Source organism: Mycobacterium paraense (genome assembly GCF_002101815.1).
GTDB classification, from domain to species: domain Bacteria; phylum Actinomycetota; class Actinomycetes; order Mycobacteriales; family Mycobacteriaceae; genus Mycobacterium; species Mycobacterium paraense.
This window is the reverse complement of the sequence record NZ_LQPM01000010.1, coordinates 355165-382000: the sequence shown is the minus strand read 5'-3', so window position 1 is coordinate 382000 and position 26836 is coordinate 355165. Positions and strand designations below refer to the sequence as shown.

At 69.3% G+C, this 26836-nt stretch carries 25 protein-coding genes, 1 pseudogene and 2 riboswitches; of the genes and pseudogenes, 22 read left to right on the top strand and 4 right to left on the bottom strand.

From position 1 onward, the window contains the following. Positions 1 to 165: 165 nt before the first annotated feature. The 4 genes from AWB89_RS10770 (at position 166) to AWB89_RS10755 (ending at position 4078) form a co-directional block, all read left to right on the top strand. On the top strand, positions 166 to 1458 hold the full coding sequence (locus tag AWB89_RS10770) for a PPE family protein (RefSeq protein WP_085173435.1): 1293 nt from the start codon (positions 166 to 168) through the stop codon (positions 1456 to 1458). 34 nt (positions 1459 to 1492) lie between these two features. Then, on the top strand, positions 1493 to 2899 hold the full coding sequence (locus AWB89_RS10765) for a PPE family protein (RefSeq protein WP_085173433.1): 1407 nt from the start codon (positions 1493 to 1495) through the stop codon (positions 2897 to 2899). Between the two features lie 29 nt (positions 2900 to 2928). Then, positions 2929 to 3252 carry a DUF732 domain-containing protein gene (locus AWB89_RS10760; RefSeq protein WP_085173431.1) on the top strand — a complete coding sequence of 108 codons (324 nt, stop codon included), beginning with the start codon at positions 2929 to 2931 and terminating at the stop codon, positions 3250 to 3252. 118 nt (positions 3253 to 3370) lie between these two features. Beyond that, complete coding sequence (locus tag AWB89_RS10755) at positions 3371 to 4078, top strand: MgtC/SapB family protein (RefSeq protein ID WP_085100724.1); 708 nt, start codon at positions 3371 to 3373, stop codon at positions 4076 to 4078. Between the two features lie 5 nt (positions 4079 to 4083). On the opposite strand, the gene AWB89_RS10750 is transcribed toward AWB89_RS10755, so the two are convergent. Beyond that, entirely contained in the window at positions 4084 to 5283 is a 1200-nt protein-coding gene (locus AWB89_RS10750; protein WP_142282498.1) for an NAD(P)/FAD-dependent oxidoreductase, read from the bottom strand. A gap of 63 nt (positions 5284 to 5346) precedes the next feature. Between AWB89_RS10750 and AWB89_RS10745 the strand changes: the two genes are divergently transcribed. Together AWB89_RS10745 and AWB89_RS10740 are read left to right on the top strand one after the other, a co-directional pair. Next, the gene (locus AWB89_RS10745) at positions 5347 to 6291 is read left to right on the top strand and encodes a sterol desaturase family protein (RefSeq protein ID WP_085173426.1); all 945 of its coding nucleotides are present in this window, start codon (positions 5347 to 5349) and stop codon (positions 6289 to 6291) included. Positions 6292 to 6388: 97 nt separating this feature from the next. Next, positions 6389 to 7063, top strand: a complete 675-nt coding sequence (locus AWB89_RS10740; protein WP_085173424.1) for an Rv1815 family serine proteinase — start codon at positions 6389 to 6391, stop codon at positions 7061 to 7063. A 7-nt stretch (positions 7064 to 7070) separates the two neighbouring features. On the opposite strand, the gene AWB89_RS10735 is transcribed toward AWB89_RS10740, so the two are convergent. Next, the gene (locus AWB89_RS10735; RefSeq protein WP_085173422.1) at positions 7071 to 7517 is read right to left on the bottom strand and encodes a nitroreductase family deazaflavin-dependent oxidoreductase; all 447 of its coding nucleotides are present in this window, start codon (positions 7515 to 7517) and stop codon (positions 7071 to 7073) included. A 110-nt stretch (positions 7518 to 7627) separates the two neighbouring features. Here AWB89_RS10735 and AWB89_RS10730 point away from each other — a divergent pair, with 110 nt between their 5' ends. The 4 genes and pseudogenes from AWB89_RS10730 to AWB89_RS10720 all read left to right on the top strand — a co-directional run bounded on the left by AWB89_RS10730 (position 7628) and on the right by AWB89_RS10720 (position 10494). Next, positions 7628 to 8311 carry a TetR/AcrR family transcriptional regulator gene (locus AWB89_RS10730; protein WP_206601244.1) on the top strand — a complete coding sequence of 228 codons (684 nt, stop codon included), beginning with the start codon at positions 7628 to 7630 and terminating at the stop codon, positions 8309 to 8311. A gap of 115 nt (positions 8312 to 8426) precedes the next feature. After that, entirely contained in the window at positions 8427 to 8927 is a 501-nt protein-coding gene (locus AWB89_RS10725; RefSeq protein WP_085100706.1) for a VOC family protein, read from the top strand. Then, positions 8924 to 9004, top strand: a pseudogene (locus AWB89_RS28440) (hypothetical protein); the annotation flags it as partial. The gene AWB89_RS10725 and the pseudogene AWB89_RS28440, both read left to right, overlap by 4 nt. A gap of 29 nt (positions 9005 to 9033) precedes the next feature. Continuing rightward, positions 9034 to 10494, top strand: a complete 1461-nt coding sequence (locus AWB89_RS10720; protein ID WP_085173570.1) for an FAD-binding protein — start codon at positions 9034 to 9036, stop codon at positions 10492 to 10494. 83 nt (positions 10495 to 10577) lie between these two features. Here the strand turns inward: AWB89_RS10720 and AWB89_RS10715 are convergent, their stop codons facing one another. Next, positions 10578 to 12497 (bottom strand): vitamin B12 ABC transporter pemease/ATP-binding protein BacA, encoded by a 1920-nt coding sequence (locus tag AWB89_RS10715; protein WP_085173418.1) that lies wholly within the window; start codon positions 12495 to 12497, stop codon positions 10578 to 10580. Between the two features lie 92 nt (positions 12498 to 12589). Between AWB89_RS10715 and AWB89_RS10710 the strand changes: the two genes are divergently transcribed. The 12 genes from AWB89_RS10710 (at position 12590) to gcvP (ending at position 25962) form a co-directional block, all read left to right on the top strand. Continuing rightward, positions 12590 to 14230 (top strand): acetolactate synthase, encoded by a 1641-nt coding sequence (locus AWB89_RS10710; protein WP_085173416.1) that lies wholly within the window; start codon positions 12590 to 12592, stop codon positions 14228 to 14230. Positions 14231 to 14280: 50 nt separating this feature from the next. Continuing rightward, positions 14281 to 16617: an accessory Sec system translocase SecA2 gene (secA2, locus tag AWB89_RS10705; protein WP_085100697.1), complete on the top strand. Its 2337-nt coding sequence runs from the start codon at positions 14281 to 14283 to the stop codon at positions 16615 to 16617. Positions 16618 to 16693: 76 nt separating this feature from the next. After that, complete coding sequence (locus AWB89_RS10700; RefSeq protein ID WP_085173414.1) at positions 16694 to 17323, top strand: CDP-alcohol phosphatidyltransferase family protein; 630 nt, start codon at positions 16694 to 16696, stop codon at positions 17321 to 17323. Then, on the top strand, positions 17316 to 18236 hold the full coding sequence (locus AWB89_RS10695; protein WP_085173568.1) for a DUF881 domain-containing protein: 921 nt from the start codon (positions 17316 to 17318) through the stop codon (positions 18234 to 18236). Before AWB89_RS10700 ends, AWB89_RS10695 begins: the two co-directional genes overlap by 8 nt. A 52-nt stretch (positions 18237 to 18288) precedes the next feature. Continuing rightward, positions 18289 to 18621 (top strand): small basic family protein, encoded by a 333-nt coding sequence (locus AWB89_RS10690; RefSeq protein ID WP_066960535.1) that lies wholly within the window; start codon positions 18289 to 18291, stop codon positions 18619 to 18621. Positions 18622 to 18628: 7 nt separating this feature from the next. Further along, positions 18629 to 19486: a DUF881 domain-containing protein gene (locus AWB89_RS10685; protein ID WP_085173412.1), complete on the top strand. Its 858-nt coding sequence runs from the start codon at positions 18629 to 18631 to the stop codon at positions 19484 to 19486. Between the two features lie 37 nt (positions 19487 to 19523). Further along, a complete protein-coding gene (gene gcvH, locus AWB89_RS10680) occupies positions 19524 to 19922 on the top strand; it encodes a glycine cleavage system protein GcvH (protein ID WP_085100689.1) in 399 nt (132 codons plus the stop codon). A 255-nt stretch (positions 19923 to 20177) separates the two neighbouring features. After that, entirely contained in the window at positions 20178 to 20663 is a 486-nt protein-coding gene (gene garA, locus AWB89_RS10675) for a glycogen accumulation regulator GarA (protein WP_085100686.1), read from the top strand. Beyond that, positions 20663 to 21409: a transcriptional regulator FtsR gene (gene ftsR / locus AWB89_RS10670; protein ID WP_085100683.1), complete on the top strand. Its 747-nt coding sequence runs from the start codon at positions 20663 to 20665 to the stop codon at positions 21407 to 21409. Before garA ends, ftsR begins: the two co-directional genes overlap by 1 nt. Before the next feature lie 64 nt (positions 21410 to 21473). Next, positions 21474 to 21968, top strand: a complete 495-nt coding sequence (locus tag AWB89_RS10665; protein WP_066933175.1) for a bifunctional nuclease family protein — start codon at positions 21474 to 21476, stop codon at positions 21966 to 21968. 240 nt (positions 21969 to 22208) lie between these two features. Then, positions 22209 to 22838, top strand: a complete 630-nt coding sequence (locus AWB89_RS10660) for a MerR family transcriptional regulator (protein ID WP_085100680.1) — start codon at positions 22209 to 22211, stop codon at positions 22836 to 22838. A 42-nt stretch (positions 22839 to 22880) separates the two neighbouring features. Beyond that, positions 22881 to 22978, top strand: a riboswitch (glycine riboswitch). Beyond that, positions 22979 to 23102, top strand: a riboswitch (glycine riboswitch). It begins immediately after the preceding riboswitch. 34 nt (positions 23103 to 23136) lie between these two features. Further along, the gene (gcvP, locus tag AWB89_RS10655; RefSeq protein WP_085173410.1) at positions 23137 to 25962 is read left to right on the top strand and encodes an aminomethyl-transferring glycine dehydrogenase; all 2826 of its coding nucleotides are present in this window, start codon (positions 23137 to 23139) and stop codon (positions 25960 to 25962) included. Positions 25963 to 25974: 12 nt separating this feature from the next. Here the strand turns inward: gcvP and AWB89_RS10650 are convergent, their stop codons facing one another. Then, positions 25975 to 26835, bottom strand: a complete 861-nt coding sequence (locus tag AWB89_RS10650) for a haloalkane dehalogenase (protein WP_085173408.1) — start codon at positions 26833 to 26835, stop codon at positions 25975 to 25977. Position 26836 lies beyond the last annotated feature (1 nt).

The following is a 26836-nucleotide window of genomic DNA, read 5'->3' as shown; positions in this document are numbered from 1 at the left end:
GATTTACATTTAGCGGAACGGTGTCTGTTGTCTTCAAACACGTTGTATCGATCGATGGATCCGGCGACGGATTCCATGGATTCCATTAGAGCTACGGGGCGGTTGCGGCCGGAGCTACCGAGCCGCACCTACCATGGCGGCCACCGAGGGGACCGGAGGGCATAGATGTTCGATTTCGGGGCGCTACCACCGGAGATCAACTCCGGCCGGATGTATGTCGGCGCCGGGGCGGGGCCGATGCTCGCAGCCGCGGCGGCCTGGGACGAATTGGCGACTGAGTTGCAGTCGACCGCGGCCGCCTACGGCTCGACGATCCAGGGCCTGGCGGCCGGACCCTGGACGGGGCCGTCGTCCATCGCGATGGCGGCCGCGGCCGCCCCGTACGTGGCATGGATGAGCGCGACGGGCGCCCAGGCCGAAGAGGCGGCCACCCAGGCCAAGCTGGCCGCAGGCGCGTACGAGACGGCGTTTGCGGCCACGGTGCCGCCGCCGGTGATCGCGGCCAATCGGGCATTGCTGATGACGTTGATCGCCACCAATTTCCTGGGGCAGAACACCCCGGCTATCGCGGCCACCGAGGCCCAGTACGCCGAGATGTGGGCCCAGGATGCCGCCGCCATGTATGCCTATGCGGCCTCGTCGGCGAGCGCATCGACGCTGACGCCGTTCACCGAGCCGCCGCAGACCACCAGCGATGCCGCACCGGCCGCGCAGGCGGCCGCCGTTTCCCAGTCCAGCGGCGCGAGCGGCCTGAACATCGGCGCGCAACTGTCCCAGCTGGTCAACTCGCTGCCGACCGCGCTGCAAAGCCTCGGCACCGGGTTGCTGAACTCACCCACGACGGGGTCGACCAACCTGTTGTCGGGCCTTTCATTGCCCCAATTGGCCAACGCTTCCCTGCCGGCTGGGCTCTCCACCGACCTGGCGAACTGGAACACAATCATGTCGACCGTTGCCTCCGGGCCGTACTCCCTACAGGGCTTGACGTCCATACCCGGCGGTCCGTTCCTTTCGTTCGGCCAGGTCTACTCCTACGCGCAGAACGGGCAGGGCCTCGCGGCATTCAATACCGTCAAACCCATCACCGGGGCGCTGGCGCCGCTGGCCAGCGGCGCGACCACGCACCTGAGCGCGGCGGTTGGCGGAGCACCGTCCGGAGCAATGGGTAAGGCGGCGCTCGTCGGGAGCATGTCGGTGCCCCAGGGCTGGACCCAGGCCGCCCCGGCGATCAGAACGCTCGCGCAAGTGCTGCCGGCCGACGCGGCCGCGCCGGCCGCCTCACTCGTCGGTGAAGAAGGCGTTTTCAGCCAAATGGCCCTGTCCAGCCTGGCAGGGCGGGCGGTGGCCGCGGCCGGGGTCGGCTCCACCGGCGGCAGCGCGGCCGGTTCGCTGGGCGGGGTGGTCGCGGCGGACGCCGGCACGGCCACCATCATCGTCATTCCCGCCCTGGAGGACTGACGGCCGTGACCACAACCAGGCAAGGGGACTGAACATGTTCTATGCAGCGTTTCCGCCGGAGTTCAACTCGGGCCGGATGTACTCCGGCCCCGGCTCCGCGTCGATGCGGGCGGCCGCGGCGGCCTGGGAGGGGCTCGCCAGCGAATTGCAGTCCACCGTGTCCTCGTATTCGTCGGTGATCGACGCGCTCACCAGCGGCGCGTGGGTAGGCCCGTCGTCGGTGAGCATGGCTGCGGCCGTCACGCCTTACCTGAGCTGGATGCAGGGCACTGCCGCGCAGGCGGCCGAAGCCGCAAGCCAGGCCACCGCGGCGGCGACCGCCTATGAGACGGCCTTTGCGGCCCACGTGCCGCCGGAGGAAATCGCCGCCAATCGCAGCCAGCTGGCGTCGCTGGTAGCAACCAACGTCTTCGGGCAGAACACCGCCGCGATCGCGGCGACGGAGATCCAGTACGCCGAGATGTGGGCCCAAGACGCCGTGGCGATGGACACGTACGCCAGTTCGTCGGCGGCCGCCTCCAGCGTGACGCCGTTTAGCGAGGCCCCCCAGATCACGAACACCGGCGGGCTGGCCAGCCAGGCCGCCGCGGTTACCCAAGCCGCCGCCACGCCGGCCGGCAGCGTGGGCTCACTCGTGTCGGCGGCGGCCGAGCCGCTCACAACGGCCAACCCGGTGCTGCAGACGCTGGCCAATCTCAGCAGCGACTACACGAGCACGATGAACGGCTTGGTGAACTCGCTGTTCGGCTCAAGCGGTGCATCGACGTACACCGCCCTCTACAACGCCATCAAGACCCCGCTCGGCTTCACCACCGGGTTCAACGACATCGGATTGCTGATCAACCTGCCCGCGTCGCAGTTCCTCAAGTTCGCTCCGCACGCGGCCGCGGCGGGCGGGCTGCCGAGAGACGCGCTGGGAGCCGGACTCGGGGCGGCTAACTTTGGCCGCGGCACGCTGTTCAACTCGGTATCGGGAGCCATGGGCAACGCCGGCACGCTGGTCGGGAAGCTGTCGGTCCCGCCGAGCTGGGCCACGGCCACGCCGGCCATCAGGACGGTGGCCGCCGCGCTGTCGGCCGCCGGGCCCGACGCGGTGCCGGCGGCCGCGCTCGGCGAGGGGGGCCTGCTCACCTCCATGTCGGTGGCGGGAATGCTTGGCAGCGCGCTGGGCGCCGGGGCCCCCACGGTGGTCGGCGGCGCCGGCGTTCGGGGGCGCGTCAAGCCCCTCAAGGAGCTCAAAGACCCCGGCTCGCCCGAGCACCTTAAGCGTCTGGTGGCGCAGATATCCGAGAAGCCGGAAAGCGTGCAGCACCACAACGTCGATCAAGAGGGTCTCGACGACCTGCTCGAGCAACTGTCGAAGAAACCCGGGATTCACGCGGTGCACCTGAGAAAGGGCGACAAGCCGCAAATCCTGCCCTCGAATGCGCAAATGAGTTAGGGCGCAATGTGATTGAGAGAGTGAGGAAGATGAGACTGCTCCTGGCAGCCATTGGCGCCGCGGCCGCGATCGGCTTCGCCGCGCCGGCGTACGCCGACCCGCCTTCGCCGCCGGAGGGTGACGACGGGGGATTCCTCGCCGCGTTGCAGCAGGTCGGAATCCACTATTCCAGCCCGGACGCGGCGGTCACGTCGGGCAAGGCGGTGTGCACCTGCCTGAACAACGGCGAATCGGGGCTGGAGCTCGTCCACGACGTCAAGACCCACAACCCCGGGATGGACATGGAGAACGCGTCGAACTTCGCGATGATCGCCGCGAAGTTCTATTGCCCCCAGCAACTGTCCAAGGCGTAGCCATCGTTTCCTGAAGGTGGCCGCGCGGCAACCGGATTGGCCCCGGTCCACCTGCTGTTCACCTGCGCGTGGTTAGCTGCCGCCGACCGGGGCGCGGGCGGGGAAGGAGGGCGCGGCCATGCAGACGTTGACCGTCGCGGACTTCGCCCTACGCCTTGCCGCCGGGGTGGGTTGCGGCGCCTTGATCGGCCTGGAGCGGCAATGGCGGGCCCGCCGCGCCGGGCTGCGCACAAACGCGCTGGTCGCCGCGGGAGCGACGCTGTTCGTGCTGTACGCGGTCGCCACCGAGGACAGCAGCCCGACGCGGGTCGCGTCGTATGTGGTGTCCGGCATCGGATTCCTGGGCGGCGGGGTGATTCTGCGCGAGGGCGTCAACGTCCGCGGGCTCAACACCGCGGCCACGCTGTGGTGCTCGGCCGCCATCGGTGTGCTGGCCGCCTCGGGGCACCTGATCTTCACGCTGATCGGCACCGGCACCGTCATCGCCATTCACCTGTTCGGGCGCCCCCTCGGTCGCCTGATCGACCGCGACAACACCGACGAGGAAGACGAAGACCTGCAACCCTTCCTCGTACAGGTGATTTGCCGGCCCAAAACAGAGAAGTACGCCCGCGCGCAGATCGTGCAGCACGCCAGCAGCAACGACATGACGCTGCGCGGCGTCCACACCGGGCCCGCCGACGACGACGAGATCACGTTGACCGCGCATCTGCTCATGGACGGCCACACCCCGGCGAAGCTGGAGCGCCTGGTCGCGGAACTGTCACTACAGCCGGGAGTGCGGGCGGTGCACTGGTACGCCGGCGACCACGCGCAGGCCGACTGACCCGATCAGGGGCGGGCCTGCAACTCCGGTGCGGCGGCCGCCAGCAGCTCGGCGCGGTCGCCGGTCAGCGGTGGGTAGATCCGGCGGGTATTGATCGTCTGCTTGGTGGCCTTGGCCTTCGCGCCCGTCGAAACCACCTCCCGGTCCCACCCTTCGGTGTAGACGGCGCCGGCCGCACCCAGGTCGAGAACCGTGACGTACCAAGGTATTCGAAGGGCCAGCATCGGCTCGCCGAGCAACTCGCTGATGACGTTGTAGCCGGCGTAGCGGCCCATCGGTCGCCCGTGTTGACACGACATCACCGACAGGTGCTGGTCGTCCATGCGGGCCGCGGCCACGTCGCCGGCGGCGAAGACCGAGGGCACGCCGACCACCCGCAGGTAGTCGTCGACCGCCACCCGGCCCAGCCGGTCGCGCGGCACCGGCAGCTGCTCGGTCAGCGAGCTGGCCCGCATCCCCGCGCACCACACCACGGTGGCCGCCTCGAGCCGTTCGCCCGAGGACAGCGACACCCCGCGCCGGGTGACCTCCGTGACACCGACCGCCGTCCGGGTCTCAACGCCGTTGCGCGACAAGGCTTCCTCGATCACCGGACGCGCCGAGGCGCCCATGTCGGATCCCACCGCGGGGTTGCGGTCGACCAAAATCACCCGCGGGCTGACGGTGGTGCGAGAGAACAAGGCGCGCAGCCGCTTCGGCAGCTCGCAGGCCGCCTCGACGCCGGTCAGCCCGGCCCCCACCACGACGACGGTGGCGGCCGCCGGGGTCGGCTCGCCGTCGGCGAGCTCGCGCAGGTGGCGCCGCAGCGCCAGCGCCCCATCGTGGGTGTCGACGTCGAAGCCGAGCTCCCGCAGGCCCGGTATGTCGGGTTTGAGCACGTGGCTGCCCGACGCGAGCACCAGCCGGTCATAGCCGAACGCCACGCCGCCCGATGTGGTGACCGAGCGGGCGCCGGTATCGATGGCGGTCATTTCGGTGGCGACGTGCGCTACGCCGACGGGATCGAGGAGGTCGGCGAGCGGGATCCGGCAGGCGCTCAAGTCGCTCTCGTAGTTGCGCACCCGGATGTCGTGGTAGGGCTGGGCGCTCAACACGGTGACGTCGATCGTGCCCGGCGGCACGCCGAGCTCGTCGAGGCGCCGTGCGGCGCCCAGGGCCGCCCACAACCCCGCGAACCCGGCGCCGATCACCAGCACTGCGGTCACCTGCTCAACACCTCTTTGGTACGCGCCGTTACCGGCGTTGGTCGATGGACGTAATCTATCCGTGTGCATGCTGTCACCGGGTTCTGGTTCGCGCTGCCACCGCAGCTGCGCGACCCGGTGCTGTTCGCCATTCCGTTTTTCCTGTTGTTGCTGACCATCGAGTGGACCGCGGCCCGTAGGCTGCACCACATCGAGGCGCCGGAGTCGGGCGCGCCGCGGGCACCGTCGGGCGCGTATCTGACCCGCGACTCCTGGACCAGCGTCTCGATGGGCCTGGTCTCGATAGCCACCAGCGCCGGCTGGAAGGCCCTGGCCCTGCTGGGTTATTCGGCGATCTACGCCTACCTGGCGCCGTGGCACCTTTCGCCGGCCAAGTGGTACACCTGGGTCGTCGCGCTCATCGGCGTCGACCTGCTGTACTACGGCTACCACCGCATGGCCCACCGGGTCCGGCTGGTCTGGGCGACGCACCAGGCCCACCACTCCAGCCAGTACTACAACCTCGCCACGGCGGTGCGCCAGAAGTGGAACAACAGCGGCGAGGTCCTGATGTGGGCGCCCTTGCCGCTGCTGGGGCTGCCTCCCTGGATGGTGTACTTCAGCTGGTCGCTGAACCTGATCTACCAGTTCTGGATCCACACCGAGCGCATCGACAAGCTGCCGCGGCCCATTGAATTCGTCTTCAACACCCCGTCGCACCACCGGGTGCACCACGGCATGGACCAGGTGTACCTGGACAAGAACTACGGCGGGATCCTCATCATTTGGGACCGGCTGTTCGGCAGCTTCCAGCCCGAGCTGTTCCGCCCCCATTACGGCCTCACCAAGCAGGTCGACACGTTCAACATCTGGAAGCTGCAGACCTACGAATACGTCGCCATCGCCCGCGACTGGCGATCGGCGAAGCGCCTGCGTGACCGGCTGGGCTTCGTGTTCGGCCCCCCGGGGTGGGCGCCCCGCACGACGGGCGCACCGGCCGACGCTGTGCCGCTGGTCACGCCGAGGTAACGCCAGCCCCGCCACGTGCGAAAAGATCAGCGAGGGGTGAGACGAAGTCGTAACGTCACCCTTCGAATCGGCATTTTTCACGGACGGATGGGGGCTCATGGTGCACCGCCTGGTAATGCGCGCACTCGCCGCGTCGGCTTCCGTAGCGGCCCTGGCATGGGGGCTGCCGCCGGTGCCCGCCAAGGCGGACCCGGTGGTGTTTCCCGGGATGGAGATCCATCAGGACAACCGCGTCTGCACGCTGGGCTACGTCGACCCGGCGCTGAAGATCGCATTCACCGCCGGGCATTGCCGGGGCAGCGGGGTCGTTTACGACCGCGACCACAACGCCATCGGCCGGCTCGCCACGTTCCGCGACAACACGCCCAGCGGCACCACCGTGGCCACCGATCAGGTGATCAACGACTACGAGGCGATCGTGCTGGATAGCGGGGTGTCGGCGAACAACGTCCTGCCGGGCGGGCGTCCGCTGGAATCCAACCCGGCCGCCACGCTGCAGCCGGGCGAAGCGGTGTGCCACTTCGGCGTCATCACGGGTGAGACGTGCGGGACGGTGGAAAGCGTGAACAATGGCTGGTTCACCATGTCGCACGGCGTCCAGAGCCAGCGGGGCGATTCCGGGGGACCGGTGTACCTGGCGCCCAACGGCGGCCCGGGCGAGATCGTCGGGATCTTCAACAGCATGTGGGGAGACCTGCCCGCGGCGGTGTCGTGGCGGGCCGCCTCCGACCAGGTCCGCCAGGACCTCGGGTCGACGCCCAACCCGCGCTGACGCGCCCCTAGCCGGCGGGGTCGAGCACGAACACCGGGATCGCCGGCGCGCCGGCGAGCAGCTGCTCGTCGGTGGAATCCGGCGTCAGCCCGCCGACGTAGTCCTTGACCTGCCAGTACCAGCGAGCCAGATAGCGCCTCAGCACGTCGGGCTTGGTGGCATCCTCGACCTCGCTGACCCGGGCGCGTCGCCTGCGCCAGCGGGGGCCGACCTCGACGACGCCCGCGGCCCTGACGTTGCGCGCCCACTGGGTGTTCCCCCGCGGTGAGACGAGGTAGTCGACGCCGTCGACGGTCAACAGGTTGATCACCACCGCCCGCGGCTTTCCGCTCTTGCGGCCGCGGACGCGCAGCGCCCGCGTCCCGGCGATGCTGATTCCCAGCTCGGCGAGCCAGCGGATCACGGTGTTGGCGGCGCGGGCCACCCGGTTCGGTTCTTCGTAGCGCGTGGCCATGGTGTGTCCTCTCCAAGCATCGCGAGAGCGGTGCTCTCATTGCCCGACACGCTGCCACAGCACCCGGCCAAAAGCAAGAGCAGTGATCTCGATTGTGCGAGACTGGCCAGGTGGGCAAGCGCCAGGAGTCGCGGGAGCAGATCGAGGCGCGGATCGTCGAACTGGGCCGTCGCCAGCTGGTGGATCGCGGTGCGGCGGGGCTGTCGGTGCGGGCCATCGCCCGCGATCTGGGCATGGTGTCCTCGGCCGTGTACCGGTACGTGTCCAGCCGCGACGAGTTGCTGACCTTGCTGTTGATCGACGCCTATTCCGACCTCGCCGATGCCGTGGACCGCGCCCGCGAGACGGCGGGTTACCTGTGGAGCGACGACGTCATCGCGATCGCGCGGGCGGCGCGGCGGTGGGCCGTCGCCCATCCGGCCCAATGGGCGCTGCTCTACGGCAGCCCGGTCCCCGGGTATCACGCACCGGCCGAGCGCACGGTCCCGGCCGGCACCCGCGTCGTGGGAGCCATTTTCGACGCCGTCGCCGCGGGAATCACCACCGGAGACATCCGCTTGACGAATGACCTTGCGCCACAACCGATGTCGTCGGACTTCGAACGCATTCGCCACGAGTTCGGGTTTCCGGGCGACGACCAGGTCATCGCCAAGTGCTTTTTGCTGTGGGCCGGCGTGCTCGGCGCCATCAGCCTCGAGGTGTTCGGGCAATACGGCGCCGATACCTTGACCGACCCGTCGGCGGTGTTCGACACCCAGCTGCGGCTGCTGGTCGACGTGTTGACCCAGCATTGACCCGCCGGAATTAGAACGTGTTCATCGCCCCGTTACGGGGCCGGGGCGGCGCGTCACGGCAAAGTCTCGCCCGGGTCTTTCTGGCTCGCGCCGCCCTGGGCTATCCTGCGAGACGATGACCCCTCCTCCTCAAACTCCGACGCAGATCGCGTGGGTCACCCCGGACCTGGACGCCACCGAAACGGCCCTCACCGGCCTGTTAGGCGTTCGGAAGTGGGTGCGCATACCCGACGTGCACTTTGCTCCGGAGACGTGCAGCTACCTTGGCAAGCCGGCCGATTTCGTCGCCAGCATCTCCCTGAGCTACCTCGGAGACATGCAGTTGGAGCTGATCCAACCGGTCCGCGGGGAGAACATCTATAGTGACTTCCTCGCCCAATCGGGGGCGGGGTTGCACCACATCTGCGTGGAGGCGGCGAGCCCCGAACAGTTCGACGAGGCGTTGGCCGAGGCCGCCGGCCAAGGAGCGCCGGTCGTGCAGCAGGGTGTGATGGCCGGCGGCATCCGATTTGCCTACGTGTCGGCGCCGCAGGCGGGGGTGCCGTTCCTGGAAATCGCCTACATCGCGCCCGAGATGAGGGCCTTCTACGACTACATCAAAGGGGAGCAGCGATGAGTCGCGCCGGCGACGATGCAGTGGGGGCACCCCCAGCCGCGAAGCGGCGAGGGGGACGCAGCGATGTGGGGGTACCTCCCGCTCGCGGGGGAGAGGAGTGGCGCCGATGAGCACCGAGATCCCGACGACGATCAAGGCGGACACCGTGGCGTCGTGGTCGGACGAGGTCGATGTGGTGGTGATCGGCTTCGGCATCGGTGGTGGCTGCGCGGCGGTCAGTGCGGCCGCCGCCGGCGCGCGGGTGCTGGTGCTCGAGCGTGCGGCCGCGGCGGGTGGCACCACTTCCCTTGCGGGAGGCCACTTTTACCTCGGCGGCGGGACCGCCGTCCAGCAGGCGACCGGGCATCCCGATTCGCCAGAGGAGATGTACAAGTACCTGGTCGCGGTGTCGCGGCAGCCGGACCACGCCAAGATCCGCGCGTACTGCGAGGGCAGCGTCGAGCACTTCAATTGGCTGGAAGACTTGGGCTTTCAGTTCGAGCGCAGCTACTTTCCGGGCAAGGCGGTGATCCAGCCCAACACCGAGGGCCTGATGTTCACCGGCAACGAGAAGGTGTGGCCCTTCCTGGAGAAGGCCGTGCCGGCGCCGCGCGGCCACAAGGTGCCCGTACCGGGCGACACCGGCGGTGCCAGCATGGTGATCGATCTGCTCCTCAAGCGCGCCGCGAGCCTCGGCGTGCAGATCCGCTACGAGACGGGGGCCAGCCAGCTCGTCGTGGACGATTCCGGCGCGGTGACCGGCGTCGCGTGGAAGCACTTCACCGACACCGGTGCGATCAAGGCAAAGTCGGTGATCATCGCTGCCGGGGGCTTCGTGATGAACCCGGAGATGGTAGCCAAGTACACCCCGAAGCTGGGGGAGAAGCCGTTCGTGCTCGGCAACACCTACGACGACGGCCTGGGCATCCGGATGGGCGAATCGGCCGGCGGCGCCACCCAGCACATGGACCAAATCTTCATCACGGCCCCGCCGTACCCGCCGTCGATCCTGCTGACCGGGATCATCGTGAACAAGCTCGGTCGGCGGTTCGTCGCCGAGGACTCCTACCACTCCCGGACCGCCGGCTTCATCATGGATCAGCCGGACAGCGCGGCGTTCTTGATCGTCGACGAGGCGCACCTGGAGCACCCCAAGATGCCGCTGGTGCCGCTGATCGACGGCTGGGAGACCGTCGCCGAGATGGAAGCCGCTCTCGGCATCCCGCAAGGCAACCTGGTCGCGACGCTGGACCGCTACAACACCCATGCCGCGCGCGGCGAGGACCCGGACTTCCACAAGCAACCGGAATTCCTTGCGCCGCAAGACAAGGGGCCGTGGGGGGCGTTCGACATGTCGTTGGGCAAGGCGATGTACGCCGGTTTCACCGTCGGCGGGCTGGCCACCTCCGTGGACGGCCAGGTGCTGCGCGAGGACGGCTCGGCGGTGCCCGGCCTGTACGCGGTGGGGGCGTGCGCCTCCAACATCGCCCAGGACGGCAAGGGGTACGCCAGCGGCACGCAGCTGGGGGAGGGATCGTTCTTCGGCCGCCGCGCCGGGGCGCACGCGGCGCAAAGTGCCGCGGGGTAATCGGAGCCGCGCAGCGAGCCGGTAATTTCGCAGCGAAAGTCCGAGTAAACCTCTGCGGATTTACAGCCTCGCGGCCGCAACTGTTAAACCGGCGCGGGTTCCTTTTGCACCGGGCCCAGCCGCCATTCGCCGCCGCCGAGCAGGTGCAGCTGTTGGTCGTGGTGCTGTTCGACGGTGGGCCGGTGGCTCACGCTGACCAGGACGGTGTCCGGCAATTCGGAGCGCACCAGCTGATAGAGCGCGAACTCGAGTCCCTCGTCCAGCGCCGAGGTGGCCTCGTCGAGGAAGACGGCCTTCGGCTTGGTGAGCAGGATGCGCGCGAACGCGACCCGCTGCTGCTCGCCGGGGGATAGCACCTTGGCCCAGTCCTGCTCCTCGTCGAGCCGGTCGATCAGCGGAGCGAGAACCACTTTGGTCAAGACATCGCGGAGCGCATCGTCGGGCACGGCGTCCGGCGAATTCGGGTAGCACACGACGGTGCGCAGGTTGCCCAGCGGCACGTAGGGCAACTGCGACAGGAACATCGTCGCGTTGTCGCCGTCGGGCCGGCAGAGCGTCCCCGAGGCGTAGGGCCACAGTTCGGCCAGGCTGCGCAGCAGCGTGGTCTTGCCGGCGCCGGAGCGCCCGGTGATCACCAGCGCGTCACCCTCGTCCAGCGCCACATCGAGCGGATCGATCAGCTGGTCGCCGGCCGGCGTGCGCACCTCGACCCCGCGGAGCTCGACCGTCGCCTCCTCGCTCGGCTTGACCAGGATCGTCGGCAGCGCGCGGCCCTGGCTGTTGGCGTCGACCAGCCCGTGCAGCCGGATGATCGCCGCCCGAAAGGCCGCGAACGCGTCGTAGTTGTTGCGGAAGAACGACAGCGAATCCTGAATGTTGCCAAAGGCCGTCGCGCTCTGGCCGACATCGCCGAAGTCGATCCGCCCCGCGAACAGCCGGGGCGCCTGGATCACCCAGGGCAGCGGGACGATCACCTGGGACACCGACCAGTTCCATCCGTTGAAGATGATGGTCCGGCGCACGAACTTGCGGTAGTTGGCGATGATCGGCGTGAAGCGCCGCCACAGCTGGGCGCGCTCGACCCGTTCACCGCGGTAGAAGCCCACCGCCTCGGCGGCGTCGCGCAACCGCACCAGGGCATAACGGAACGCGGCGTTGAGCTTCTCGTTGTTGAAGCTCAGCTGGATCAGCGGATGGCCCAGCCAGACCGCGACCACGGTGGCCACCAGCACGTAGACGAGGACCGTCCAGAACATCGCGCGCGGCACCACCAAGCCGAACAGCTCGAGGTCGCCCGACAGCTGCCACAGGATCGCCGCGAACGAGATGACCGACGCCACCGCGTTGACGGCCCCGAACAGCAACGTGCTGCCCGTCCCATTGGACGGGATGTTCGGGGTGCCCCCGGCGTTGGCGGTGAAGATGTCGATGTCCTGCTGGATGCGCTGGTCCGGGTTGTCGATGGTGTTGTCGATGAACAGATCCCGGTAGTAGGCCTTGCCGCCCAGCCAGTCATCGGTGAGGTGGGAGGTCAGCCAGATGCGCCAGGCGATGATGAACCGCTGTGTCAGGTAGATGTCGATCATGAACCGGATGACATACAGCGTCGCCAGCACGGAGAAGATCGCGATCGACATCCAAAAGCCGTGAATCCCGGACTGTTTGACGTTGTCGTCGTCCGCGGCGATGCCCTGGACGGCTTTCTGCACCCCGGTGTAGAGGTCGTTGCCCTGATAGCTGAGCAACACCGTGAGGCGCACCGACGTCAGCACCGACAGCAACAGCACCCCGAGCATCAGCCACACCTTGATGCTCGCCGGGCCGACGAAATACCCGCGGGTGATCCGCCAGAACTGCCGGCCCCACGGCGTCAGAAACCGGAACGCGACGAGCACGGCCAGCAGGCACACCGCCCCGATCGCCCAGGCGATCGCGATCCAGCGCAGCGAATCCATGGGTGCCGTCGACCAGTCGATCGACGGCTTGAACGGCTTTGGGCCCATGGTCGAGGTCTCCTTACGGCCGAGGTGTCCAGCCCGTGCTCAACAAAAATCCTTCGGCGAAGGTACCCGAAGGATCTGGATAGGCTGCGGTAATGAGCACCGACGCCATCCCCACACAAACATTGCACGCCGGCCGTCTCATCGCGCGGCGGCTCAAAGCCAGCGGCGTCGACACCGTCTTCACGTTGTCGGGCGGTCACCTGTTTTCCATCTACGACGGGTGCCGTGACGAGGGTATCCGGCTGATCGACACCCGGCACGAGCAGACCGCGACCTTCGCCGCCGAAGGCTGGTCGAAAGTGACGAGGCAGCCGGGCGTGGCCGCCCTGACCGCCGGGCCCGGTGTCACCAACGGAATGAGCGCGATGGCGGCGGCCCAGCAGAACCAGTCGCCCTTGGTGGTCCTGGGGGGCCGGGCGCCCGCGCTGCGCTGGGGCATGGGCTCGCTGCAGGAGATCGACCATGTGCCGTTCGTGGCCCCGCTGGCGCGATTCGCCGCGACCGCGCAGTCGGCCGCGGACGCCGGCCGGTTGGTCGACGAAGCGTTGCGGGCGGTCGTGGGCGCCCCGTCCGGGGTGGCGTTCGTCGACTTCCCGATGGATCACGCCTTTTCGATGTCGGAGGACGACGGCTCGCCGGGCGCCCTGACCACGCTGCCGCCGGGCCCGGCCCCGGACGGCCAGGCGCTGGACCGCGCGGCCGGCCTGCTGGCCGGCGCGAAGCGGCCGGTGATCATGGCGGGCACCAACGTGTGGTGGGGGCACGCGGAGGCGGCGCTGCTGCGCCTGGCCGAGGAACGACAGATCCCGGTGCTGATGAACGGGATGGCCCGCGGCGTCGTGCCCGCCGACCACCCGATGGCGTTTTCGCGGGTCCGGGCCAAAGCGCTGGGGGAGGCCGACGTCGCGCTGATCGTCGGCGTGCCAATGGATTTCCGGCTGGGCTTCGGGAAGGTCTTCGGCGACGAGACCCAGCTCGTCGTGGCCGACCGCGCCGAACCCGGCCGCGAGCATCCGCGCCCCGTCGCGGCCGGGCTGTACGGCGACCTCACCTCGATCCTGGCCGCCCTGACCGCCGGCGAGGCCGGCCACCATGAGTGGGTCGACGAACTGCGCGCGGCCGAGACGGCGGCGCGCGCCCAGGAAAAAGCCGAGCTCGCCGACGAGCGGGTCCCGTTGCATCCCATGCGGGTGTACGCGGAGTTGGCCCCTCTGCTGGACCGCGACGCCATCGTCGTCATCGACGCCGGCGACTTCGGGTCCTACGCCGGCCGGGTGATCGACAGCTACCTGCCGGGCTGCTGGCTGGACAGCGGCCCGTTCGGCTGCCTGGGTTCGGGTCCCGGCTATGCGCTGGCCGCCAAGCTCGCCCGGCCCGACCGTCAGGTCGTGCTGCTGCAGGGCGACGGCGCGTTCGGGTTCAGCGGCATGGAGTGGGACACCCTGGCGCGGCACAACGTGCCGGTGGTGTCCGTGATCGGCAACAACGGGATCTGGGCCCTCGAAAAGCACCCCATGGAGGCGCTGTACGGCTACTCGGTGGTGGCGGAGTTGCGGCCCGGCACCCGCTACCACGAGGTGGTGCAAGCCCTCGGCTGCCACGGCGAGCTGGTCTCCGCGCCCGCCGAGCTGCGGCCCGCGCTGGAACGCGCCTTCGCCAGCGGCTCACCGGCCGTCGTCAACGTGCTCACCGACCCGGCCGTCGCCTATCCACGCCGGTCGAACCTGGCCTGACGGGGGCACGACCGCGCTCGCGCGGGTGCGGGCTCGCGTACCGTTGACCTGTGTCAAAGACCACCCGGACCCAACCCGGACGCCTGAGTAGCCGGTTCTGGCGGCTGCTGGGCGCCAGCACCGAAAAGAACCGCAGCCGGTCGCTGACGGACGTCACCGCCTCCGCGGAGTACGACAAGGAAGCCGCCGACCTCAGCGACGAGAAGCTGCGCAAGGCGACCGGGCTGCTCAAACTCGACGACCTCGCCGAGTCCAGCGACATCCCGCAGTTCCTCGCGATCGCCCGGGAGGCGGCCGAGCGGACGACCGGGCTGCGGCCGTTCGACGTGCAGCTCCTGGGCGCGCTGCGGATGCTGGCCGGCGACGTGATCGAGATGGCCACCGGCGAGGGCAAAACCCTGTCCGGGGCGATCGCGGCCGCCGGCTACGCGCTGGCCGGGCGGCACGTGCACGTGGTGACCATCAACGACTACCTGGCCCGCCGCGACGCGGAGTGGATGGGCCCGCTGCTCGAGGCCATGGGGCTGACGGTCGGCTGGATCACCGCGGACTCGACGAGCGAGGAGCGCCGCGCCGCCTACGGCTGCGACGTCACCTACGCCTCGGTCAACGAGATCGGCTTCGACGTGCTGCGCGACCAGCTGGTGACCGACGTCGAGGACCTGGTCTCGCCCAACCCCGACGTCGCCCTGATCGACGAGGCCGACTCGGTGCTGGTCGACGAGGCGCTGGTGCCACTGGTGCTGGCCGGCACCACGCACCGCGAGACCCCGCGGCTCGAGATCATCAAGCTGGTCGGCGAACTCGTGAGCGGCAGCGACGCTGACGAATACTTTGCCACCGACGCCGACAGCCGCAACGTCCACCTGACCGACGTCGGGGCCCGCAAGGTGGAAAAGGCGCTCGGCGGCATCGACCTGTACTCCGAGGAACACGTCGGCACCACGCTGACGGAGGTCAACGTGGCGCTGCACGCGCACGTGCTGTTGCAGCGCGACGTGCACTACATCGTGCGCGACGACGCGGTGCACCTGATCAACTCCGCGCGCGGCCGCATCGCGCAACTGCAGCGCTGGCCGGACGGCCTGCAGGCGGCCGTCGAGGCGAAGGAGGGCATCGAGACCACCGAGACCGGCGAGGTGCTCGACACGATCACGGTGCAGGCGTTGATCAACCGCTACGCCACCGTGTGCGGCATGACCGGCACGGCGCTGGCCGCCGGGGAGCAGCTGCGCCAGTTCTACAAGCTCGGGGTGTCGCCAATCCCGCCTAATGAGCCCAACATTCGCGAGGACGAGTCCGACCGCGTCTACATCACCGCGGCCGCCAAGAACGACGCGATCGTCGCGCACATCGCCGAGGTGCACGAGACGGGGCAGCCGGTGCTGGTCGGCACCCGCGACGTGGCCGAGTCCGAGGAGCTGCACGAGCGGCTGCTGCGCCGCGGCGTGCCGGCGGTGGTGCTCAACGCGAAGAACGACGCCGAGGAGGCCAAGGTGATCGCCGAGGCCGGCGAGTACGGCACGGTCACGGTGTCCACCCAGATGGCCGGGCGCGGCACCGACATCCGCCTCGGCGGGTCCGACGAGGCCGACCACGACCGGGTGGCCGAGCTGGGCGGGCTGCACGTGGTCGGCACCGGCCGCCATCACACCGAGCGGCTCGACAACCAGCTGCGCGGCCGCGCCGGGCGCCAGGGCGATCCGGGTTCGTCGGTGTTCTTCTCGAGCTGGGAGGACGACGTCGTCGCCGCCAACCTCGACCACAACAAGCTGCCGATGCAGACCGACGAGGACGGCCGGATCGTCAGCCCCAAGGCGGCGGGGATGCTCGACCACGCGCAGCGGGTCGCCGAGGGCCGGATGCTGGACGTGCACGCCAACACCTGGCGCTACAACCAACTGATCGCCCAGCAGCGTGCCATCATCGTCGATCGGCGAAACACGTTGCTGCGCACCGCAACCGCGCGCGAGGAACTCGCGGAGCTGGCGCCGGACCGGTACGAGGAGCTGTCCAAGGAAATCTCCGAGGAGGGCCTCGAGAAGATCTGCCGGCTGATCATGCTGTATCACCTCGACCGGGGCTGGGCGGATCATCTGGCCTACCTGGCCGACATCCGCGAGAGCATCCACCTGCGCGCGCTGGGCCGGCAGAATCCGCTCGACGAATTCCACCGGCTCGCGGTCGACGCCTTCGCGTCGCTGGCCGCCGACGCCATCGAGGCCGCCCAGCAGACGTTCGAGACCGCGAACGTGCTGGAGGAGGAGCCGGGTCTGGACCTGTCCAAGCTGGCACGGCCGACGTCGACGTGGACCTACATGGTCAACGACAACCCGCTCTCGGATGACACGCTGTCCACGCTGAGCCTGCCCGGGGTGTTCCGCTAGGTCGATGGCGGCGACCCGTCCGGCCGCCGCCTCCGCGGTCGGCTTCGGGCCCGGCGTTCGACTAATGTCACGGCTCATGGAGCAGGTGCTTCCGCCCGATCGGGTGCTGACAGTGCCCAACGCCCTGAGCGCCATCCGCCTGGTGCTCATCCCGGTCTTCATCTACGTCCTGCTGTTCGCGCACGCCAACGGCTGGGCGGTGGCCATCCTGATGTTCAGCGGGGCCTCGGACTGGGCCGACGGCAAGATCGCCCGGACGCTCAACCAGTCCTCCCGGCTCGGCGTCCTGCTGGACCCCGCGGTGGACCGCCTCTACATGGTGACCGTCCCGATCGTCCTCGCGGTCGACGGCATCGTGCCCTGGTGGTTCGTCATCACGCTGCTGGTGCGCGACGGCCTGCTCGCGGCCACGCTGCCGCTGCTGCGCAGCCGCGGGCTGTCGGCGTTGCCGGTGACCTACATCGGCAAGGCCGCGACGTTCGCGTTGATGTCCGGCTTCCCGTTGGTCCTGCTGGGAACCGGCGGCGCGGAGTGGAGCCGGGTGCTGAGGGCCTGCGGTTGGGGCTTTTTGGGGTGGGGCCTGTACTCCTACCTGTGGGCGTTCGTGTTGTACGCGGTGCAGATGGCCTTGGTGGTGCGCCGCATGCCCAAGCTGAAACGCCCTGCCCCCCAACCGGTCGCGCCGAAGGCGGGTGAGCGTGGCTGAACCCGACCGCCTGCTCGGCGGCTATGACCCGAACGCCGGCCGCAGCGCCCACGCGGCGGCCCGGCCGCAGCTGATCCCGGTTCCCTCGCTGCTGCGCGCGCTGCTGTCCGAGCACCTCGATCCGGGGTACGCCGCGGCCGCCGCCCGGCGCGGCGACGACGCGGCGCCCAGCGGGCGGGACCGGGTCTTCGGCTGGCTGTGGGAGGCGCTGGCGGCGCTGTTGATCGCCGCGGTATTCGCCGCCGCGGTCGCCCAGGCCCGCTCGGTTGCCCCCGGCGTGCGCGACGCGCAGCAGCTGCTGCTGCAAAGCGTGCGTTCCGAGGAAACCACCTCGGCCAGGCTGGGCAAGGAACGCAGCGCGCTGTCGGCGAGGGTCGACGACGTGCAGCGCCGGGCGCTGGCGGACAACGCCCAGGGCCAGCGCCTGCTGAACCGTCTCGACGCGCTCAGCCTGGCGGCGGCCAGCACCGCGGTCATCGGCCCCGGCCTGACGGTGACCGTGACGGATCCCGGTGCGGGGCCGAACCTTTCCGACGTGTCCAAGCAGCGCGTCAGCGGCAGCAGGCAGATCATCCTGGACCGCGATCTGCAGCTGGTCGTCAACTCGCTGTGGGCCAGCGGCGCCGAAGCCATCTCGGTCGGTGGCGTGCGGATCGGGCCGAACGTGACCATCCGGCAGGCCGGCGGGGCGATCCTCGTCGACAACAACCCGACCAGCAGCCCCTACCAGATCCTCGCGGTCGGGGCCCCGCACGCGATGCGGGACGTCTTCGAGGCCAGCCCCGGCCTGCAGCGCCTGCGGCTGCTGGAGGCCTCCTACGGTGTCGTCGTCACCGTGAACGTCGCCGACGGCCTGTCGCTGCCCGCCGGATCAATCCGGGATGTCAAGTTCGCCAAACAGATTGGGCCCTAGTGAGACAACTTCTCCCGACATCCATCCCGTTCGCCGGCCCGCGGTGGCGCGCATGATCGGCATCGCGGCGCTGGCCGTCGGCATCGTGCTGGGCTTGATCTTCCATCCCGCCGTGCCCGAGGCCATCCAGCCCTACCTGCCGATCGCGGTGGTGGCCGCGCTCGACGCGGTGTTCGGCGGGCTGCGCGCCTACCTCGAACGGATCTTCGACCCCAAGGTCTTCGTGGTGTCGTTCGTGTTCAACGTCTTCGTGGCCGCCCTGATCGTCTACGTGGGCGACCAGCTGGGCGTCGGCACGCAGCTCTCCACGGCGATCATCGTCGTCCTGGGCATCCGCATCTTCGGCAACGCGGCCGCGCTGCGGCGCAGGCTGTTCGGGGCATGAGGCCAGCGTGAGCCAGGACCCGCCCGACCGCCCCGCCGCCCAAGACGGGGAAAGCCGCGAACCCAAAGCCGGCGAAGGCGCGGCGCACGGCCGCCACGAACTGCCCGCCAACCGCCCGCGCCCCGAGATCGGGCCGGTCCACCGCACCGGGCTGTCCGGCCTGCTGCGGGGCGGCCGCTCGCGGCTGGCCTTCGGGATCCTGGCGACCGTGCTGTGCCTGGTGCTCGGGATCGCGATCGTCACCCAGGTGCGCCAGACCAAGTCAGGCGATTCGCTGGACACCGCCCGCCCCGCCGACCTGTTGGTGCTGCTGGATTCGCTGCGGCAGCGCGAGGCCACGCTGAACACCGAAGTCGGGGAGCTGCAGAACACGCTGAATTCGCTGCAGGCCTCCGGCAACAGCGATCAGGCCGCCATCCAGAGCGCCCAGGCCAGGCTGGCCGCGCTGTCCATCTTGGTCGGCGCCGTGGGCGCCACCGGGCCCGGTGTCACCATCACGATCGATGACCCCGGCCCCGGGGTGTCACCCGAGGCGCTGCTCGACGTGGTCAACGAGTTGCGCGCCGCCGGCGCCGAAGCGATCGAGGTCAACGACGCGCACCAGTCGGTGCGCGTGGGTGTCGACACCTGGATTGTGGGTACGCCTGGCGCGTTGACCATCGACACCAAGAACCTGTCGCCCCCGTATTCGATTCTGGCGATTGGCGATCCGCCCACGCTGGCCGCGGCCATGAACATCCCGGGCGGCGCGCAGGACAGCATCAAGCGCGTCGGGGCGCGAATGTCGGTGCAGCAGGCCGACCGCGTGGAGGTGACCACCTTGCGGCAACCAAAACCGCACCAATACGCTCAGCCCGTCAAGTGAACTTGCCGTGTCAGAAGCGACCAGAACAGGATCCCCCGTGAGCGATATCCCGTCCGATCTGCACTACACCGCCGAACACGAGTGGGTTCGACGAAGCGGTGAGGACACCGTCCGGGTCGGCATCACCGACTTTGCGCAGTCGGCCCTGGGCGACGTGGTTTTCGTCCAGCTGCCCGACGTGGGCAGCCAGGTGAGCGCGGGCGAGTCGTTTGGCGAGGTGGAATCGACGAAATCGGTCTCGGACCTGTTCGCCCCGGTCTCGGGGACGGTGTTGGCGGTCAACGGCGACCTGGAGGGCAGTCCGCAGCTGGTCAACTCCGACCCCTACGGCGCCGGCTGGCTCGTCGATGTCCAGGTCTCCGACGGCGCCGAGCTGCAGTCGGCCATTTCGGCGCTGCTCGACGCGGAGGCCTACCGCGGGACGCTGACCGAATGACGGTTGCTAATGTGCCTGCCAGCCCCGCTCGCCGACGCGGGCGGCGCATCCGGTCGGGCTTTCGATCGCCAGGTGGTGGGGGCATCGCGGACCGGTGCGCGGTACGGTCGACAGATCGACACTTGATCGACACTCGAAGGCACTAGACAGTCAAGTAGCAAGCAGTACGGGGCCGAGAAAACTCAGGAAACCCAGAGGAGAACCGGGCGTGCCGCCCGGTCGGATAACGCCACAGCGGCCAGTGAGGAGCAGCGCGTGACGGACATGGACTCGGATATGGGGAAAGACCAGACCTCTGAGGAAGTCACGGTAGAGACGACTTCGGTCTTCCGTGCAGACTTCCTCAACGAACTGGACGCCCCCGCCCAGGCGGGGACCGAGAGTGCGGTATCCGGGGTCGAGGGGCTCCCGGCCGGCTCGGCGTTGCTGGTCGTCAAGCGGGGACCGAACGCCGGATCGCGGTTCCTGCTCGACCAGCCGATCACGTCGGCGGGTCGGCATCCGGACAGCGACATCTTCCTCGACGACGTCACCGTCAGCCGCCGCCACGCCGAATTCAGGTTGGAAAACAACGAATTTCACGTCGTGGATGTCGGTAGCCTGAACGGCACGTACGTCAACCGCGAGCCCGTCGATTCGGCGGTGCTGGCCAACGGCGACGAAGTGCAGATCGGCAAGTTCCGGTTGGTGTTTTTGACCGGACCGAAGCAGGGTGACGACGATGGAGGTTCCGGAGGGTAGTGAGCGCGCCCGATAGCCCGGCTCTCGCCGGGATGTCGATTGGGGCGGTCCTGGATCTGTTGAGGCCGGATTTCCCCGATGTCACCATCTCCAAGATCCGCTTTCTGGAGGCCGAGGGGCTGGTGACGCCGCAGCGCGCCGCGTCGGGATACCGGAGGTTCACCGCGTACGACTGCGCCCGGCTGCGGTTCATCCTGACGGCCCAGCGCGACCACTACCTCCCGCTGAAGGTGATCCGGGCGCAACTGGACGCCCAGCCCGACGGTGAGCTTCCCCCGATCGGATCGCCTTATGGCGTACCGCGATTGGTATCGGTGCCGGACAGCGGGGAAGACGCCGAGGCCGGGCCCGACCCGGCGGCCGTGGCGCCGACCCGGATCCGGCTCAGCCGCGAGGACCTGCTGGAACGCTCCGGGGTGGGCGACGACCTGCTGACGGCGCTGCTCAAGGCCGGGGTGATCACCACCGGCCCGGGCGGCTTCTTCGACGAGCACGCCGTGGTGATCCTGCAATGCGCGCGGGCGCTGGCCGACTACGGCGTCGAGCCGCGGCACCTGCGCGCCTTCCGCAACGCCGCCGACCGGCAGTCCGACCTGATCGCCCAAATCGCCGGGCCGGTAGTCAAAGCGGGCAAGACCGGCGCCCGCGACCGCGCCGATGACCTGGCGCGTGAGGTGGCCGCGCTCGCCATCACGCTGCATACCTCGCTGATCAAGTCTGCCGTTCGCGACGTTCTGCATCGCTGAGGATTAGACTTCGTTGGACAGCTTGGTGTTCGACGAGCTGAAGAGATGCGGAGGGCAGACACAGATGGGTGAAGTTCGTGTTGTCGGCATTCGCGTCGAGCAGCCGCAGAACCAACCTGTGCTGCTGCTGCGCGAAGCCAACGGTGACCGATACCTGCCGATCTGGATCGGTCAGTCCGAAGCCGCCGCCATCGCGCTGGAGCAGCAGGGTGTCGAGCCACCCCGCCCGCTGACGCACGACCTGATCAGGGATCTCATTGCCGCACTTGGGCATTCGCTGAAAGAGGTGCGGATCGTCGACCTCCAGGAGGGCACCTTCTACGCCGACCTGGTCTTCGACCGCAACATCACCGTGTCGGCCCGGCCTTCGGACTCGGTGGCGATCGCGCTGCGGGTCGGCGTCCCGATCTACGTCGAGGAAGCCGTGCTGGCCCAGGCCGGTCTGCTCATCCCCGACGAGAGCGACGAAGAGGCCAACACCGCCGTCCGGGAGGACGAGGTGGAGAAGTTCAAGGAGTTCCTCGACAGCGTGTCTCCGGACGACTTCAAGGCCACCTAGCCCCCGGCGATCCCCGGCCATTAAGCTGGATTGCGACATCACGGATCTATCTCATCTGGCGCCGCGATGTCGACACGCTGGCCGATAGTGCGGCCACGGAGCCCCGCAGCGGCCATACTTTCATCACGACTTAAAGGCGCGGCGGCTATCGAAAAGCGTAAGCTCTCTAGCACTCGGGCCTGAGCAAACGTGGCTGCGGTGCAGCCAACGAGGACAGCGCGATCGGCGAGAGGAACCACCGTGAGCGAGCAGCCACGTCAAGAGCAGCTGGATCTAGCTGACGGCGCGAACTCCGCGAGCAGCGACCAGGCCGTCACCGCAGCGAGCGCGCCCGTGCAGCCGGGGCTGTTTCCCGACGACTCGGTGCCGGACGAGCTGGTGGGTTACCGCGGCCCGAGCGCCTGCCAGATCGCCGGGATCACCTACCGCCAGCTGGACTACTGGGCGCGCACGTCGCTGGTGGTCCCGTCGATCCGCAGCGCGGCCGGCTCGGGCAGCCAGCGGCTCTACTCGTTCAAGGACATCCTGGTTCTCAAGATCGTCAAGCGGTTGCTGGACACCGGGATCTCGCTGCACAACATCCGCGTCGCCGTCGACCATCTGCGTCAGCGCGGCGTCCAGGACCTGGCCAACATCACCCTGTTCTCCGACGGCACCACGGTGTACGAGTGCACCTCGGCCGAAGAGGTTGTCGACCTGTTGCAGGGCGGGCAGGGCGTGTTCGGCATCGCCGTCTCCGGGGCCATGCGCGAGCTGACCGGCGTCATCGCCGACTTCCACGGCGAGCGCGCCGACGGCGGCGAATCGATCGCCGCCCCCGAAGACGAGCTGGCCTCCCGGCGCAAGCACCGCGACCGCAAGATCGGCTAGGCGTCCTTTCTCCTGCCCGGCCGAGTAAACTGGCGTACGCGTCGCACTCGAGCGGGAGAGTTCCGTGGCTGCCAGTCACGGACGCCGAAGGAGCAATACCTCTCCGTCAACCTCTCAGGCACCCGGACCGCGCGAGTTAACGACGCCTCTGGAAAGCGGTAACGATCCGTAGCGGTCCATACCCGCCGATGGGGAAAGGCGTTCGGGCAGTGCCCGCGCCGAATCTCTCAGGCGCCCGGCGAACGGGCGAAGACAGAGGGAGAGGGCCGCTAGTCCCTCGACCTCAGGAGTTCGCCCAGTGCCCGACCAATCAACTTTCGCAGCCCGGCACATCGGCCCCGACGCCCAGGCCGTCGCGGCCATGCTCGCCGTCATCGGTGTCGACTCGTTGGACGAACTGGCGTCGAAGGCGGTTCCCGCGGGCATCCTCGACCAGCTCGGCGACGGCGGCGCCGCGCCCGGTCTGGACGCGTTGCCGCCCCCCGCCAGCGAGGCCGAGGCGCTGGCCGAGCTGCGGCGGCTGGCCGACGCCAACACCGTGGCCGTGTCGATGATCGGGCAGGGCTACTACGACACGCTCACGCCGCCGGTGTTGTTGCGCAACATCATGGAGAACCCGGCCTGGTACACCGCCTACACGCCGTATCAGCCGGAGATCAGCCAGGGCCGGCTGGAGGCGCTGCTGAACTTCCAGACGATGGTGGCCGACCTCACCGGCCTCGAGGTCGCCAACGCGTCGATGCTCGACGAGGGCACGGCGGCGGCCGAGGCCATGACGCTGATGCACCGCGCCACCCGCGGCGGCGCGAACCGGCTCGCGGTGGACACCGACGTCTTCGCGCAGACCGCGGCCGTGCTGGCCACCCGGGCCAAGCCGCTGGGCATCGAGATCGTCGCCGCCGACCTGTCTGAGGGCCTGCCCGACGGCGACTTCTTCGGCGTCATCGCCCAGCTGCCCGGCGCCAGCGGACGGGTCACGGACTGGTCGGCGCTGGTTTCCGAAGCGCACGAGCGGGGCGCGCTGGTCGCCGTCGGCGCGGACCTGCTGGCCTTGACGCTGATCACGCCGCCGGGGGAGATCGGCGCCGACGTCGCGTTCGGCACCACCCAAAGATTCGGTGTGCCAATGGGATTCGGCGGCCCGCACGCCGGCTACCTGGCGGTGCACGCCAACCACGCCCGCCAGCTGCCGGGGCGGCTGGTCGGCGTGTCGGTGGACGCGGACGGGTCGCCGGCCTACCGGCTGGCGCTGCAGACGCGCGAGCAGCACATCCGTCGGGACAAGGCGACCAGCAACATCTGCACCGCGCAGGTGCTGCTGGCCGTGATGGCCGCGATGTACGCCAGCTACCACGGCGCCGACGGCCTGACCGCGATCGCGCGGCGGGTACACGGTCACGCCGAGGCGATCGCCGCGGCGCTCGGCGACGCGCTGGTGCACGACGAGTACTTCGACACGGTGCTGGCCCGGGTGCCGGGCCGCGCCGGGGAGGTCGTCGCCGCGGCCAAGGCCAACGGCATCAACCTGTGGCGCGTGGACGACGACCACGTGTCGGTGGCCTGCGACGAGGTCACCACCGACGAGCACGTCGCCGCCGTGCTCGAGGCCTTCGGAGTGACGGCCGCCGAGCCCGTCTGCGCCGGCATCGTCAACCGCACGTCGGAGTTCCTGACGCATCCCGCGTTCACGCAGTACCGCACGGAGACGGCGATGATGCGTTACCTGCGCACGCTCGCGGACAAGGATATTGCGTTGGACCGCAGCATGATTCCGCTCGGCTCCTGCACGATGAAACTCAACGCCGCCGCCGAGATGGAACCGATCACCTGGCCGGAGTTCGCCCGCCTGCACCCGCTCGCCCCGGCGTCCGACACCGCGGGGGTGCGCCGGCTCATCGCCGATCTGGAGAACTGGCTGGTGCAGATCACCGGCTACGACGCCGTCTCGCTGCAGCCCAACGCCGGCTCGCAGGGCGAGTACGCCGGCCTGCTGGCGATCCACGACTACCACGCCAGCCGCGGCGAACCGCACCGCGACATCTGCCTGATCCCGTCCAGCGCGCACGGCACCAACGCGGCGTCGGCCGCGCTGGCCGGGCTGCGGGTGGCCGTGGTCGCCTGCCGCGACAACGGCGACGTGGACCTGGACGATCTGCGGGCCAAGGTGGCCGAACACGCCGACCGGCTGGCGGCGCTGATGATCACCTACCCGTCCACGCACGGCGTCTACGAGCACGACATCGCCGAGATCTGCGCGGCCACCCACGACGCCGGCGGCCAGGTCTACATCGACGGCGCCAACCTCAACGCGCTGGTCGGGCTGGCCCGGCCGGGGCGGTTCGGCGGCGACGTCAGCCACCTGAACCTGCACAAGACGTTCTGCATCCCGCACGGCGGCGGCGGCCCCGGCGTCGGGCCCGTCGCGGCGCGCGCCCACCTGGCCCCGTTCCTGCCGGGCCACCCGTACGCGCCGGGGTTGCCCCAGGGTCACCCGGTGTCGTCGGCGCCGTACGGCTCGGCGTCGATCCTGCCGATCACCTGGGCCTACATCAGGATGATGGGCGCCGAGGGCCTGCGGGCGGCCTCGCTGACCGCGATCGCCTCGGCCAACTACATCGCGCGCCGCCTCGACGAGTACTTCCCGGTGCTGTACGCCGGCGAGAACGGCATGGTCGCCCACGAGTGCATCCTGGACCTGCGCGGCATCACCAAGTCGACCGGGGTCACCGTCGACGACGTCGCAAAGCGGTTGGCGGACTACGGCTTTCACGCGCCCACCATGAGCTTCCCGGTGGCCGGCACGCTGATGGTGGAGCCCACCGAGAGCGAGAGCCTGACCGAAGTCGACGCCTTCTGCGAGGCCATGATCGCCATCCGCCGCGAGATCGACCGCGTCGGCTCGGGCGAGTGGACCGCCGACGACAACCCGCTGCGGGGCGCGCCGCACACCGCGGAGTGCCTGCTGGTCGCCGACTGGGATCACCCGTACACCCGGGAGGAGGCCGCCTACCCGCTGGGGAAGGACTTCCGGCCCAAAGTGTGGCCGCCGGTGCGCCGCATCGACGGCGCCTACGGCGACCGCAACCTGGTCTGCTCCTGCCCGCCGGTGGAGGCGTTCGCCTGACGCGGCCGGCCGTCAGCCGAACCGCTCGACGATCGCCGCCGCGATCCGCTCCGGCGCGTCCTCCTGGATGAAGTGCTTGGCGTCGGGCAGCTCGACGACGACGTGATCGGGAAACGCCGCGCGCATCCGCGGCAGCGTCGGACCGGGCCGGAACGCGAAGTCCTTCATGCCCCAGACGAATAGCGCGGGCTTGGCGCCCAGGTTGGCGGGCACCTCGCTGGCGAGCCGGCCCAGCAGGGCGTGGGCGGCCAGGATCTGCTTGGGCATCTCGGCCACGCCCTTTCGCGCCTCCGGGCTGGGCTGCACGGCCCGGTAGTGCTGCATCACCGCCGCGCTGGGCCGGCGCTGGGTGCCGGCCGGGATCAGCCGTTCGACGAAGAAATTGCGGTGCAGGATGGCCCATTGCATCGGCGGGCTGCCCATCACCCGGCTGAAGATCTTCGTCGTCAGCTCGTCCGTCGTCCAGAACCAGGTGTTGCCCAGCACGACGCCGCGCACCCGGTCGGCGCGCTCGACGGCGACGGCCATGCTGATCGGGCCGCCCCAGTCCTGGCCCATCGTCAGGTAGCCGTCGAGCCCGAGGTGATCGACGAGCTGGCCGACGACGTGCGCGTGCTCGTCGATCTTGTAGCCGAACCCCGCGGGCCGTTCCGACAGGCCGAAGCCGAGGTAATCGGGTGCGATGCAACGGAACCGGTCCCGCAACGCGACGATGATGTCGCGGTAGAGGAAGCTCCACGTCGGGTTGCCGTGACACAACAACAGCGGCGGCCCGGCGCCCTCGTCGATGTAGTGCAGGCGCCCGCGCGAGCTGTCGAACCAGCGCGACTCGAACGGGTAGAGCTGGGGATCCGGGGTGAAATCGACCTTCATG

What these genes read in the sequence shown, in the direction of transcription:
- AWB89_RS10710 (WP_085173416.1), top strand. Translation starts at nt 12,590, where the DNA reads ATGAGCACCGACGCCATCCCCACACAAACATTGCACGCCGGCCGTCTC.
- AWB89_RS10760 (WP_085173431.1), top strand. Translation starts at nt 2,929, where the DNA reads ATGAGACTGCTCCTGGCAGCCATTGGCGCCGCGGCCGCGATCGGCTTC.
- AWB89_RS10650 (WP_085173408.1), bottom strand. Translation starts at nt 26,835, where the DNA reads ATGAAGGTCGATTTCACCCCGGATCCCCAGCTCTACCCGTTCGAGTCG.
- AWB89_RS10725 (WP_085100706.1), top strand. Translation starts at nt 8,427, where the DNA reads ATGACCCCTCCTCCTCAAACTCCGACGCAGATCGCGTGGGTCACCCCG.
- AWB89_RS10690 (WP_066960535.1), top strand. Translation starts at nt 18,289, where the DNA reads ATGATCGGCATCGCGGCGCTGGCCGTCGGCATCGTGCTGGGCTTGATC.
- AWB89_RS10740 (WP_085173424.1), top strand. Translation starts at nt 6,389, where the DNA reads ATGGTGCACCGCCTGGTAATGCGCGCACTCGCCGCGTCGGCTTCCGTA.
- AWB89_RS10765 (WP_085173433.1), top strand. Translation starts at nt 1,493, where the DNA reads ATGTTCTATGCAGCGTTTCCGCCGGAGTTCAACTCGGGCCGGATGTAC.
- AWB89_RS10735 (WP_085173422.1), bottom strand. Translation starts at nt 7,517, where the DNA reads ATGGCCACGCGCTACGAAGAACCGAACCGGGTGGCCCGCGCCGCCAAC.
- AWB89_RS10770 (WP_085173435.1), top strand. Translation starts at nt 166, where the DNA reads ATGTTCGATTTCGGGGCGCTACCACCGGAGATCAACTCCGGCCGGATG.
- AWB89_RS10665 (WP_066933175.1), top strand. Translation starts at nt 21,474, where the DNA reads ATGGGTGAAGTTCGTGTTGTCGGCATTCGCGTCGAGCAGCCGCAGAAC.
- AWB89_RS10715 (WP_085173418.1), bottom strand. Translation starts at nt 12,497, where the DNA reads ATGGGCCCAAAGCCGTTCAAGCCGTCGATCGACTGGTCGACGGCACCC.
- AWB89_RS10720 (WP_085173570.1), top strand. Translation starts at nt 9,034, where the DNA reads ATGAGCACCGAGATCCCGACGACGATCAAGGCGGACACCGTGGCGTCG.
- AWB89_RS10755 (WP_085100724.1), top strand. Translation starts at nt 3,371, where the DNA reads ATGCAGACGTTGACCGTCGCGGACTTCGCCCTACGCCTTGCCGCCGGG.
- AWB89_RS10700 (WP_085173414.1), top strand. Translation starts at nt 16,694, where the DNA reads ATGGAGCAGGTGCTTCCGCCCGATCGGGTGCTGACAGTGCCCAACGCC.